Origin of the sequence: Brevibacterium sp. BDJS002 (genome assembly GCF_028201555.1) — a bacterium.
Lineage (GTDB): Bacteria > Actinomycetota > Actinomycetes > Actinomycetales > Brevibacteriaceae > Brevibacterium > Brevibacterium aurantiacum.
Map to the genome: position 1 here is coordinate 1,729,807 of NZ_CP116392.1, position 13,305 is coordinate 1,743,111.

The 13,305-nt window shown below is 63.2% G+C and carries 7 protein-coding genes and 1 pseudogene; 6 read left to right on the forward strand and 2 right to left on the reverse strand.

Translation table 11 applies throughout. The annotated features are described in order from the left end of the window. Positions 1-151 precede the first annotated feature (151 nt). Positions 152-5,002 (forward strand): annotated as a pseudogene (locus PGC08_RS08015) (NAD-glutamate dehydrogenase domain-containing protein). A 138-nt stretch (positions 5,003-5,140) separates the two neighbouring features. After that, the gene (locus PGC08_RS08020; protein WP_271710052.1) at positions 5,141-6,655 is read left to right on the forward strand and encodes a sensor histidine kinase; all 1,515 of its coding nucleotides are present in this window, start codon (positions 5,141-5,143) and stop codon (positions 6,653-6,655) included. A gap of 268 nt (positions 6,656-6,923) precedes the next feature. Here the strand turns inward: PGC08_RS08020 and PGC08_RS08025 are convergent, their stop codons facing one another. Beyond that, positions 6,924-7,172 carry a WhiB family transcriptional regulator gene (locus tag PGC08_RS08025; RefSeq protein ID WP_009884680.1) on the reverse strand — a complete coding sequence of 83 codons (249 nt, stop codon included), beginning with the start codon at positions 7,170-7,172 and terminating at the stop codon, positions 6,924-6,926. A 388-nt stretch (positions 7,173-7,560) separates the two neighbouring features. On the opposite strand from PGC08_RS08025, the gene PGC08_RS08030 reads away from it, so the two are divergent. The 4 genes from PGC08_RS08030 (at position 7,561) to PGC08_RS08045 (ending at position 11,393) form a co-directional block, all read left to right on the forward strand. After that, a complete protein-coding gene (locus PGC08_RS08030; protein WP_009884679.1) occupies positions 7,561-8,115 on the forward strand; it encodes a gamma carbonic anhydrase family protein in 555 nt (184 codons plus the stop codon). A 109-nt stretch (positions 8,116-8,224) separates the two neighbouring features. Further along, positions 8,225-9,643 (forward strand): NAD(P)H-quinone dehydrogenase, encoded by a 1,419-nt coding sequence (locus PGC08_RS08035; protein WP_009884678.1) that lies wholly within the window; start codon positions 8,225-8,227, stop codon positions 9,641-9,643. 119 nt (positions 9,644-9,762) lie between these two features. After that, complete coding sequence (locus tag PGC08_RS08040; protein ID WP_271709918.1) at positions 9,763-10,104, forward strand: YciI family protein; 342 nt, start codon at positions 9,763-9,765, stop codon at positions 10,102-10,104. Next, complete coding sequence (locus PGC08_RS08045; RefSeq protein ID WP_069599915.1) at positions 10,104-11,393, forward strand: RNA polymerase sigma factor; 1,290 nt, start codon at positions 10,104-10,106, stop codon at positions 11,391-11,393. The genes PGC08_RS08040 and PGC08_RS08045 overlap by 1 nt, the downstream gene beginning before the upstream one ends. 25 nt (positions 11,394-11,418) lie before the next feature. Here the strand turns inward: PGC08_RS08045 and PGC08_RS08050 are convergent, their stop codons facing one another. After that, a complete protein-coding gene (locus tag PGC08_RS08050; RefSeq protein WP_271709919.1) occupies positions 11,419-13,227 on the reverse strand; it encodes an acetyl/propionyl/methylcrotonyl-CoA carboxylase subunit alpha in 1,809 nt (602 codons plus the stop codon). Positions 13,228-13,305 lie beyond the last annotated feature (78 nt).

Here is a 13,305-nt window from a genome sequence, read left to right on the forward strand (position 1 = left end):
TCCTGACCCAGCATCGCCGTCGGCGTGCCTTTCTGGGCATTACGGCATAGTGTGGGTGATGGCGGTTCGACGTCGAATCGCAGTAAATTTTGCGCGCTGATCATAGAGGTGACATGGTGTCTCAGGTCTCATATTCGGACATTGCAGAAGAGTGGAGGAAGCAGAGGGGACAAGGTGCCCCGGAGAACTTCATCGAGGCGTACTATCCGCGTTTCGAACCAGGCACCTCCGAAGCAGGAACAGAGGCATTGGCCGCAGCGGCTGCCTCACACTACGCGCTGGGACTTGAGTACGACGGCAGATCACCGCAGATCTCCATCTACAATCCCGATGTCGACTCTCCCGAATTCCGTGACAATCACACTGTCATTGCGATGGTCCTCACCGACATGCCGCACCTGGTGTCCTCGATCGTCAGCGATCTGGCCACCAGCGGTCGAGCCATCCGGCAGGTCCACCACCCCATCATCGCCGTCGAAGGCCAGGGATCGGGGCTGTCGGTGCTCTCACGTGCCGAGGCACCAGCCGTCTCCGCCGACACCGCCGGCATCCCCCTGATCTCTGAGCCCAACGAGACCCCCGCAACAGACCTTCCTCAGCAGCAGTCGTGGATTCGTCTCGAGATCGATCGCCTCCCCGAAGAGGACCTCCCCGGGCTGAAGGACCAGCTGCGCAGCGTCCTCGACTACGTGACAGCCGCTGCCACCGATGCCAGCGCCATGGCGATCCGAGCCAAGGACATCGCGAAGGAACTGCAGACGCAGCCTCCGCGCCCGGAGCTCGCCTCCGAAGCGGAAGCCGCAGCGGAGTTGCTCAACTGGCTCGACGGTCACTTCACCTTCCTCGGATACCGCGAGTACGACTACTCTCACGATGAGAGCCAGAGCAGCCTTGAGCCGATCGAGCACACCTCGCTGGGCATCTCCGCCCTGCGGCCGCTGACGAAGTCGCCGTTGAGCCGCGCCGTGGCAGACAAGGCCCTCGAGCCGCACGTTCTGGTGCTGACGAAGGCAAACTCACGCTCGCGCGTCATCCGCGGCTCGTTCATGGACTACATCGGGGTGAAGACCTTCGACTCGGCTGGTGAGATCGTCGGTGAACGTCGTTTCGTCGGTGTGTTCAAGCCTGAGTTCTACAACGACAGCGTGCTCAACATCCCGGTCATCAACCGCAAGGTGCGCAAGATACTGTCGGCCAGCGGGTTCCCCGCCGGCTCCCATTCGGCCAACGAACTCCTGGGCGTCCTCGAGACCTACCCCCGCGATGACCTCCTGCACGACGTAACGGAGACGATCTTCGACGTCGTCATGCAGATCGTCGACATGCAGGAGCGCCGCCAGTCACGCGTCTTCGTCCGCCGCGACCCGTACCAGCGATTCGTCTCCGTCATCCTCTACCTGCCCCGCGATCTCTACGACACGGCCGCACGCATGCGGGTCCAAGAGGTGCTGCGCAAGTTCTACAACGCCGAGAGCGTCGACTTCGACGTGCTGCTGACGGAATCCGCATTGGCACGCATTCACTTCGTGGCCCGTGTCGGCCGTGACATGGAACTGCCGCAGATCGATCCCAAGACCGTGGAGAAGCGGATCGTCGGCGCAGTGCGTTCCTGGTCCGAAGACGTCCACGCCTTCCTCGCACCCACAGAGCGAGGCGACAACGACAGCTCAGTGGCACGCGCGAACCGGTGGTCGAAGGCGTTCCCACCCAGCTACGAAGAACATCATTCTCCCGCCGACGCCATCGCCGACGTCTCCCGGTTCGAAGCGCTGGAAGCCGGTCACGGCCCCGCGGTTCGCCTCTATCGTCCGGAGGACACCACGGATGCACCTGTGCGATTGGCCCTCTACCGCAAGGAACGAGTCGGACTCTCGGAAGTGCTTCCGTTCCTCACGGCCTTCGGCGCGACCGTTCTCGACGAACGTCCCCATGAACTCGACCTCGCTGGCGGGGAACACCGCTACATCTACGACTTCGGGTTGACCTTCCCCGAGGAACTCGACGATGGCGACTGCGAACGGATCTCTGATGCGTTCATCGCCGGCTGGGAAGGCAAGAAGGAAGCTGGAGTCTTCGACCGCCTCGTCGTGTGCGGAATGCACTGGAAGCATGTCACGATCATCCGTGCTTTGGGCAAATACCTGCGCCAGGCCGGCTTCACGTACTCCGACGCCTACGTCGGTGAGGTCTACAGCGACAATCCGGAGATCTCACGCCTGCTGGTGGACTACTTCTTCGCGAAGTTCGACCCCACCGCCGACGATGCCGGACGCGATGACAGGATGACCGAACTCAACACCGCGATCGAGTCGGCACTCAGCGATGTCGCCAGCCTCGACGCGGACCGTGTCCTGCGGTCCTCTCTCGAACTGCTGCGCGCCACAGTGCGGACGAACTACTTCCTGGACGAAGACGGCGAACTGCCGACAGCGCTCGTACTCAAGATCCGCGCCAACGACCTCAGCTTCGTGCCCAAGCCGAAGCCAGCCCTGGAGATGTGGGTGTACTCGCCTCAGGTTGAGGGCGTGCACCTGCGCTTTGGAACAGTGGCCCGCGGCGGCCTGCGGTGGTCTGATCGTCGTGATGACTTCCGCACCGAGGTCCTCGGTCTCGTCAAGGCTCAGATGGTTAAGAACGCGCTCATCGTTCCGACCGGCGCCAAGGGCGGATTCTTCCCCAAGCAGCTGCCGCCGATGAGCGACCGCGATGCGTGGATGGCCGCCGGTCAAGCCGCCTACGAGGTCTTCATCGAAAGCCTTCTCGAGGTTGCCGACAATCTCGTCTACGGCGCCGACGGCACCCAAGAGGTCGTCCACCCGGACCGTGTGGTCCGACACGACGGCGATGACTACTACCTCGTCGTCGCCGCGGACAAGGGCACGGCACGCTTCTCTGACGTGGCCAACGCGATTGCCGAACGCCGCGACTTCTGGCTCGGCGACGCCTTCGCCTCCGGCGGCTCCGTCGGCTACGACCACAAGAAGATGGCCATCACCTCCCGCGGTGCATGGAAATCCGTCGAACGACACTTCCGTGAGCTCGGGGTCAACACCGCGGCCGACGACTTCACTGTCGTGGGAATCGGTGACATGAGCGGTGACGTCTTCGGCAACGGAATGCTGCGCAGCGAGCACATCAGGCTCGTCGCAGCCTTCGACCACAGAGACATCTTCCTCGATCCGAACCCGGATGCCGCACGCAGCTTCGTCGAGCGCAAACGTCTCTTCGACCTGACGCGCTCCAGCTGGCAGGACTACGACAGGGAGCTCATCTCCAACGGGGGCGGAGTCTTCCCCCGGTCGGCGAAGTCGATCGACCTCAGTCACGAGGCCGCCGCGGTTCTGGGACTCGAGCCCGGCAAGCGCAGCCCCGCCGAACTGATGTCCCAGATCCTCAAAGCCCCTGTCGACCTCGTCTACAACGGAGGAATCGGAACCTACATCAAGTCCTCCGATGAGAGCCACGCCGATGTCGGGGACAAGGCCAATGACGCCATCCGCATCGACGGTCGCGACGTGCGCAGCCGGGTCGTCGGAGAGGGCGGCAACCTCGGTGTGACCCAGCTGGACGTGTCGAAGCGGCATTGAACGGTGTGGCGATCAACACCGACGCCGTCGACAACTCGGCAGGTGTGGACAGCTCCGACCACGAGGTCAACATCAAGCTGCTCCTGCGCACCCTGCTCCACAAGGGTGCCTTCGCCGCCGAGGATCGCGAGCGCGTGCTCCTGTCCTTCACCGATGATGTCGCCGATCGGGTGCTGGCGAACAACTACGCCCAGAACGTCGTCCTCGGCGAGGCACGGGCACAGACCGAATCGATGTCGGGCACCTACGGCCGGATGCTGAGCTACCTGGAGAAGAACGCCGACCTCGATCGCCAGGTCGAGTTCCTGCCCGATGCGCAGGAACTGACCAAACGTGAGTTCAGCTCCTATGTCTCTCCAGAGTTGGCCGTTCTGCTGGCCTACGCCAAGATGCATGCGGCCGATGAGATCCTCGACAGCGTGGTTCCCGATGAAGAGTGGATGAAGCGGGAACTGAGTTCCTACTTCCCCGATTCCCTGGTCGAGAAGTACGGAGAGCTGATCCCGGAGCACCCCCTGCACCGGGAGATCGCGACGGCCAAGCTCGTCAACCGGATGATCGACCGCGGCGGACTCACCTACGTCTACCGCATGTTGGAAGAGACTCCGGCCTCGGTGCCGCAGATCGCCCGCGTCTTCGTCGTCGTCTCCGAGATCTTCGGACTCGATGACTTCTTCGAGGCCGTATGCGCGCTCGACAACAAGGTGTCCACTGACGTTCAGGTCCAGCTGCAGCATGCCTATGTGCGTCTGCTCGATCGGTCCTCGCGGTGGCTGGTCCAGCAGGCCCCGGACACACTTGACGTGGATTCCGGCATCGAGATGTACGGCAAGGTCGTTGCGGCACTGCGGGACCGCGTGCCCGACCTCGTTGACGGGTTCGACGCCGCGAGCATGAAGGCGACGGCTGAAGGCTTCATCGACGAGGGAGTGCCCAGCGAACTCGCATGGCGAGCGGCAGCCCTGCTCGACGAGTTCGTCCTCCTCGACGTGGCACAGCTGGCTGGCCGGTCGAACGAATCCGCCGAGGACGTCGCAGAGGTCTACTATGCAGTCAACGACAAGTTCTCCGGTTCGCAGGTGCTCACTCTCATCGGCGATCTCGACCGCAGCGACCGGTGGTCGGCGCTGGCACGGGGTTCGCTGCGTGATGACTTCTACTCGGCCATCCTCTCCGTGGCCGGAACAGTGCTCGCCGCGACCGACTCACCGATCTCCGGGACCCCGGACGAACGAGCCAACCAGCGTCTGAGCGAGTGGCTCGAGCGCAACGACACCGTGGCCGCGCGAGTGCTCGATACGACCGAGACGATCTTGGGACTCGAGACCGTGACCCAGGCTCCGCTGTCGGTGCTGCTGCGCATGATGCGCGGAGTGGTCCGTTCCTCCGCATGGGAATCGGAGCACGGCGCCTGAGGTTGAGCGCAGGAGATCAGTGATAGCGTCAGATCATCGCTGACGTCGGCAGACTCACGGACTTCGAGTCCGTAGGTCTGCCGGCGTCTGGGCCGCCATCATCGGCTAGTGCCGTTGCCCATCCGGAAGAAGAACACAGTGCTCAACGAACTCCTGGCCGCCGAAGACATCACCGACGAGACCGACGTCGAACACATCCACCTGCTGGTGGGGGACTGGCAGCTCATCGCCGATCTGTCGTTTGCCGACCTCGTCCTGTGGGTGCCCTCGGCCAGCGGTGCATACACGGTGGTTGCACACGCGCGACCGACCACCGGTGCGACCCTGTTCAACCGTGATCTCATCGGCGCCCGAGCCACCGGACTCGAACGGGAGCTCCTGGACACGGCAACCAGCACAAATGAGTTGGTCACGAAGGTGGCGCAGGCGAAGTCCCTGGGCGTCAATGCCGGCACCGATGACACGGAAGTCTCCGCCGAGGCGGTGCCCCTCGTCCGCGGGGGAGTGACGATTGCCATCATGGTCCGGTACTCCGAGGAAGTCCGTCGTCGCGGTTCGTCACGCCTGGAGAAGTACTACACACAGTCAGCGATGTCGCTGCTGACCATGATCGCGCAGGGTGCCTTCCCTGATCGTGAGGCTCCCAGCGGGGCCCGGCACGGTGAACCACGCGTCGGAGACGGCATCTTCATCCTCGACCGTGACTCCCATGTCCAGTACGCGTCCCCGAACGCGGTTTCGCTCATGCACCGCCTCGGTCACCGGGGCGAGGTCGAAGGCGATTATCTCGCCGAGGTGGTCTCGAGTCTGAGTACGGAGCTGCGTCAGGTCGATGAGACTCTGCCGCTCGTGCTCACCGGCCGTGCCCCGTGGCGGACCGAGCTCGAAGTCGGCCGGACGAGTGTGTCGCTGCGAGCGATCCCGCTGACCGATGAGGGCACTCGCACCGGCGCGATCGTCCTCGCTCGCGACGTCTCTGAGATCAGACGTCGCAAACGTGAGCTGCTCTCACGCGATGCGATGATCAAAGAGATGCACCACCGGGTGAAGAACAACCTGCAGACCGTTTCGGCACTGCTGCGGCTGCAGACTCGTCGGATCGACAGCCCCGAGGCCAAGGGCGCTCTGACGGAGGCGATGCGCAGAGTCTCGATCATCGCCGTCGTCCATGATGTGCTCAGCCAGGGTGTCGAATCTGAGGTGGACTTCGACGAGGTCGTCGACAAGGGATTGCGGTTGACCCCTGAGCTGACAAGTCCATTGGTCCAGATCAGTCTCAAGCGCTGCGGCAGCTTCGGCACCATCTCCTCCGCCGATGCCACCTCGCTGGCTCTGGCGATCACCGAGCTGATCACCAACGCGATCGAACACGGCTTCCCTGTCGCGGAGCAGGAGAATCTCGCTCCAGGCGAGACGCTGACCGGTCATGTGTGGGTGACGCCGGAACGCGAAGGCGATCATCTGCACGTCACGATCGCCGATGACGGTGTGGGGCTGGGCGAACACCACAGCCCCGGCAACGGACTGGGCACGCAGATCGTCAAGACTCTGGTGTCTGCCGACCTTGCAGGCTCGATCCAATGGCAGGAACGAGAAGGCGGCGGAACCGTGGCCATCCTCGACGTGCCTCTGCGGGCCGACTCCTACGACTGAGCGCGCCGACTGCGGTCGCGTATTCTTCGCTGATCCGCGTATCGCCTACACGTACTGACAATTCAACTTGGTGCACCCTGGCGATGCGGCACTCACGGTGCGGGGTGAATCAGCGACAGTGCGAATTGTGCCGACAATATTGGTGTGCCGACGAATTTGATTGACCCCGTGTGCGGACACAATTGAGTCCCTTGCTCAGAATGCGAAGATCTCGTATTCCGAGCAAGGGACTCAAGTTGCAATCGACCGACTTCGGTCGCCGAGGGACTCAGCCGGCGCGGCGGGCACGTGCGGCGCGACGCTTGAGCGCGCGACGCTCGTCTTCACTGAGACCGCCCCAGACACCGGCATCCTGACCGGATTCCAGAGCCCACTGCAGGCAGGTCTCGACTACTTCACAGCGGCGGCATACAGTCTTAGCCTCTTCGATCTGGAGCAGGGCGGGTCCGGTGTTTCCAATCGGGAAGAACAGTTCCGGATCCTCATTGAGGCATGCTGCACGATGTCGCCAATCCATGGTGACCTTTCGACGAATTAAGTGAACGCGGTGTACGACACCCAAGTTCCAGGCGCGCAACTCTCTTACCCAAGGTTCACATAACCGTTTTGGGCACACAAGGGTAATGCAGTGTGAAATTTCTGACAAATATTTTGTTCATTGTCCTGCTATGGGGCTCTGGACGCAAATTCGTCCAATATGCGACTGAACTGTCCCGCCAGCGCTCACCAGCACACGATCGGATTCTGTTGCGACCCAGCTCTGAAGTGGCCCACGTTCGCGGCTAGACTGACGATGAAACGACTGGTCACCTCGGTGAGAGGATCCGAAGGAGCAGACGATCCGTACGGGGTCGGACTCAGTCGCCTAAGAGAACCGAATCGCACCGTGAACCAATGGAGGACTCATGACAACGGACAACCTTTCCCACGCACGCATCATCTCGGTCGGCGGTCACACCCCACAGGTCGATCCGGGTGCTTTCATCGCCGCCGGCGCCACCCTCGTCGGGGACGTCAGGGTGCTCAAGGGCGCCAGCGTCTTCTATGGCTGCGTGCTCCGTGCCGAGGCCGCTCCGATCACCATCGGCGAGGACTCGAACGTCCAGGACAACACCGTCATGCACACCGATGAGGGGAAACCGGTCGTCATCGGCTCCCGAGTATCCATCGGCCACCAGGCCCTCATCCATGGAGCGATCGTCGACGACGATGTCCTCATCGGCATGCACGCCACCGTTCTCAACGACGCCCACGTGGGAACCGAATCGCTCGTCGCCGCGGGGGCAATCGTCCTCGAGGGCACAGAGATCCCGCCTCGTTCTTTGGTCGCAGGCGTCCCGGCCAAGGTGCGCCGGGAGATGACGGACGACGGTGTGGAGAAGGTGCGCCAGAACGCACAGTCCTACCTGCGCCTGTCCGCGCTCCACCGGGATACCGCCGAGGTTCTCGACGAACTCTGAGGTGAACTCCGAGGTGCCGCGATCGGTCGCCGATGTTCGGCTCGTCTCGGTGTTGTTCGATCCGAAGTGTCCATTCGCCCCGCCGTCCGCTATTTGAGAGAATTGTTCTGTGAACACTGAATTTGAACCCACTGCAGATCGAGTCGTCATCATCGGCGGTGGCCCTGGCGGATATGAAGCCGCACTGGTTGCCGCACAATTGGGCGCGGACGTGATGCTCATCGAGCGCAACCGCTGTGGTGGGGCCGCCGTCCTCACCGACGTCGTCCCCTCCAAATCACTCATCGCCACAGCGGAGATGATGGAGGAGATCGCCCGGTCCGAGAGTCTGGGCATCCGCATCTACGACAGCGAGGGCGACGACGGCGACACGGTCATCGCGGACCTCAAAGCCGTCAACAAGCGCATCCTGTCCCTGGCCGACGCGCAGGCTAACGACATCTACCAAGCCCTGGTGCGAGCCGGAGTCAAGGTGATTCAGGGCACCGCAACCCTGGCCGATCGTGACCACGTCGCAGTCGTCGAAGAGGGCGGCACCGAATACACGCTCGAAGCCTCGACGATCCTGCTGTCGGTGGGCTCCCACCCTCGTGAACTCGATTCGGCCAAGCCGGATGCAGAACGGATCCTCACCTGGACCCAGCTCTACGACCTCGATGAGCTGCCAGAGCACCTCATCGTCGTCGGATCCGGTGTCACCGGTGCCGAATTCGCCTCGGCCTACCGTGCGCTGGGTACGAAGGTCACACTGGTCTCCTCTCGTGAGAAGGTACTGCCTGGCCAGGACGAGGACGCTGCCGACGTGTTGGAATACGTCTTCCGCAACAAGGGCATGAACGTCCTGTCTCGGTCGCGAGCCGATTCGGTCAAGCGCACAGACAACGGTGTCGAGGTGACACTGTCTGATGGGCGACGAGTGGAAGGCTCGCACTGCCTGATGGCGGTCGGTTCGATCCCGAACACCGAGGACCTGGGGCTGAGCGCTGCCAAGGTCAAGGTCAGCGAGTCCGGCCATATCAAGGTCGACGGCGTCTCGCGCACGTCCCGCTCCGGGGTATACGCCGCAGGAGACTGCACCGGTGTGCTTCCGCTGGCATCCGTCGCGGCCATGCAGGGCCGGATTGCGATGTTCCATGCCCTCGGCGACGCAGTGCAGCCGCTGAAGATTCGCCACGTCGCATCGAACGTGTTCACCGCACCGGAGATTGCGACCGTCGGCTTCACCCAGTCCGACTACCGGGAGAATTCGACCGACATCGATACGGTGATGCTGCCTCTGGACACGAATCCTCGTGCGAAGATGCTGGGCATCAAGGACGGGTTCGTCAAGCTCTTCGCTCGCCGAGGTTCGGGTTCGATTCTCGGCGGAGTCGTCGTCGGTCCTCGTGCCAGTGAACTCATTCTGCCGATCACCATGGCCGTGGAGAACCGTCTGACAGTCGATCAGCTTTCAGCCTCGTTCGTCGTCTATCCGTCCGTGAGCGGCTCCCTGACCGAGGCCTCCCGCCAACTGCACCGACACCTGTAGAAAAGTTTCTCTCTCCGAACTGTCGATATCGGGAACCCCCAACCGTGAGTATGGTGTCAGGCACCTTCGCCTGACGTGCTCAGCTCCCGCTGGCGCACATTCGAGGTAAGGAGAGAGAAGTGAAGTACGTACTTCTGCTCATGGGAAATGCCGCCGATGCCGATTGCGGTACCGATGAGGGGCCCGACCCCAGTGAGTTCATGGCCTTCGACGAGGAGATCAATGCGGCGGGGATCGTCGTCGGCGGATTCGCCCTCGAAGGTCCCGAGACCGGGGTGCGCGTGAGCACCCGAGACGCAGAGACGGTGGTGACGTCGGGTCCTTTCGCCGAAAGCGGGGAATTCGTCGGCGGAAGCTACATCATCGAGGTCGCCGACATCGACGAGGCGATTGCCTGGGCAGAGAAGAGCCCAGGATCCTCCCTCGGTCACATCGAAATTCAGCCGCTCGCCGACTACTGATGGCCTCGGCAGATCACGCCGACTCCTCGGCAGTCGCCCAGGTCCTCCACACCATCGGTGTCGAGGACCGTGGGCGGCTGTTGGCAGGGTTGGCCACACGCTTTCACGATCTGGACTTGGCCGAGGACGTTCTGCAAGAGGCGATGGTGCGCGCCCTGGAAACGTGGACCCGACGAGGTGTGCCGCAGAATCCGCAGGCCTGGCTGATGACGGCTGCGAAGAATCGAGCCCTCGACATCATCCGATCCGATGCGGTGAAAGCACGTCGACTTGCCGCACTCAGAATCGAATCCGAGGTCGACGAGGGCGATCATCGTGCACACTCGGCTGACCTCGACGAGGAGCTGAGCACAGCGAATATCCCCGACGAGCGGCTGGGACTGTTCTTCACCTGCTCGCACCCGACGTTGAAGGAACGGGAGAAGATCGCCCTCATCCTGCGTTTTCTGGCCGGTCTGAGCACCGCCGAAGTGGCAGCAGTGTTCCTCGTGGACACGACGACGATGCAGCAGCGGATCGTGAGGGCCAAGAAGCGGATCACCACTACAGGAATTCCCTTCGGCAGGCCCACAGCGGACCAGCTGCGCGAGCGCCTTCCCGGAGTGCTGCGAGTTGTCTATCTCATCTTCACCCAAGGCTTTGTACCGACGACCGGAACCACACACAGTCGAACCGATCTGCAGCAGGAGGCAATCACACTGGCGAGACTGCTCGTGAGGCTGCTGCCGCAGGAGACCGAGGCCAGGGGCCTGCTCTCACTCCTGCTGCTCACCGGTTCACGAGCCGGGGCGCGAACGGACCCAGCCGGATTGCCTGTGCCACTGGCCGAGCAGGATCGCGGGTTGTGGGATTCGCGGCTCATCGCTGAGGGGCTGAGCCTGGCTCAGACTGCCGCGGGTGAGCCCGAAGCAGGGCCCTACACAGTGCAGGCAACGATTGCGGCGCTCCATGCCGAGGCCGTCACCTATTCGGAGACCGACTGGAACCAGATCCTCGTCCTCTACGGCATCCTCTCCAGACTGGAACCCGGCCCCGTGGTGGCGCTCAATCGAGCGGTGGCCGTGGGCAAGGCGAAGGGACCCGAGGACGGGCTCAACGCGCTCGAAGAGCTGGCAGCGGATCCGGGACTGGCCGACTACCGACCTTTTCACATCGCGCACGCCCTCACCCTGAGGGAAGTGGGCAAGCCCGAACAGGCCGAACGTGCCTTCAGATCAGCACTGGACTGCCCCGGAAACGACGCCGAGTCGGACTACATCGAGGTTCAGATCAGGGATCTGCTGGCCTGAAGCGGTCCCGAGCCGCGAAACGGTCTCAGGCGGCGAAGCGGATGATCGGCTCGCCTGACCTCACCGAGACACCGGAATCGACGAGCACCTCGGAGACGGTGCCGGAATGACCGGCCTTAAGTGGCTGCTCCATCTTCATCGCCTCGATCACGGCCAGGGTGTCACCGGCTTCGACAGTGTCACCGGCTGCTACGGAGACTGACACGATCGTGCCCTGCATGGGTGCGTTGAGCGAGTTCGAGTCGTCGGCCAGCTGAGCGCCCTTGCGGCTGAGGCTGCGCTTGCGGCGCGGCACACTCGGGCTCGGGACATGCCCGAGGTCGGAGATGACGTCTTTGGGAACCGAGACGGTCATCCGGCGGCCATCGACCTCAACCACAACACTGAAACTATCGGCTGCTGTGCTCATCTGATCTCCTGGTTGCGGGTCGGCAAGTGGGTTGACGAAGGTGGTTTCGAGCCAATTGGTCCAGACCTCGAAGTCCTGGGCGAAGGCCTTCTGCGCGACGAGCACGCGATGGAGGGGAAGCAGGGTCGATACGCCCTCGATTCGGTACTCATCCAAGGCCCGTCGAGCTCGTGCCAGAGCCTGGTTCCTGTCGGCCCCGGTGATGATGAGCTTGGCCAGCATCGGATCGAAGTCCGTGCCGACGACGCTGCCTTCGCCGATGCCCGAGTCAAGGCGCACGCCCGGCCCGGCCGGAGCCCGGTGGTTCTTCACCGTACCCGTGGCGGGGAAATACGTCGTGGGGTCTTCGGCATTGATCCGGAACTGGATCGAGTGACCGCGAACCTGCGGGAATGCGTCGGGAAGGTGTTCTCCCGAGGCGATGCGCAGCTGCCAGGCGACGAGGTCGACGCCCGTGACCTCTTCTGTCACCGTGTGCTCGACCTGGATCCGCGCGTTGGCCTCCATGAAGATGATCGTGCCGTCGGTGCCCAGGAGATATTCGCAGGTGGCCGCCCCGACGTAGCCGACCTTGGCGAGAACGCGGATGGAGGCCACGGTGACGAGTCGCTCCTGATCGGGGGTGAGGAACGGCGCTGGCGCCTCCTCGACGATCTTCTGATTTCGGCGTTGCAGGGTGCAGTCGCGGGTGGAGAGGACCTGCACGTTGCCGTGGGCATCGGCCAGGCACTGGGTCTCGATGTGGCGCGGGCGCACGATCTGCTTCTCAATGAGGCATTCGCCGCGCCCGAAGGCGCTGAGCGCCTCACGGGTGGCGGCGGTGTAGGCGGTCTCGAGGTCCTCGGCTGCGGCGCAGGCGCGAAATCCGCGTCCGCCGCCGCCGTGGACAGCCTTGATGACGACCGGATAGCCGATCCTGTGGGCGACCTCGGCGGCCTCTGTCAGATCTGCGACGGCTCCGTCGGAGCCGGGAGCGACCGGAGCAGACACAGCCTCGGCGACCTCACGAGCACCGGACTTGTCACCCAGGAGCTCGATCGCCGACGGGGGAGGACCGATCCAGGTCAGACCGGCATCGATCACGTCCTGAGCGAACAGGGCGTTCTCGGCCAGATATCCGTAGCCGGGGTGGATTGCATCGGCACCGGAGCGTTTGGCCAGGGCGAGGATCTTGTCGATGTCGAGGTAGGTCTCCCCGGGGCCGGCTCCGTCGAGGAGCCAGGCGTCGTCGGCCAGATGCACGAAATCAGCGTCCGAGTCCGCTCGGGTGTAGACGGCGATGGCTTTGACACCGAGGTCGTGGGCCGCCCGAATGATGCGCAGTGCGATCTCACCGCGATTGGCGATGAGGACGCGGCGCACAGCAGCTGTGGGGACGCGGGTGTGCAATGGTGCAGTCGACTGTTCGGGGAGAACTGTGGTCATGGCGCTCCTTTGTATGATCACAGAACAATTTAGAGATCGACACCAAGCGTTTGTAGGTCAGAGATAAAAACTTCGGCC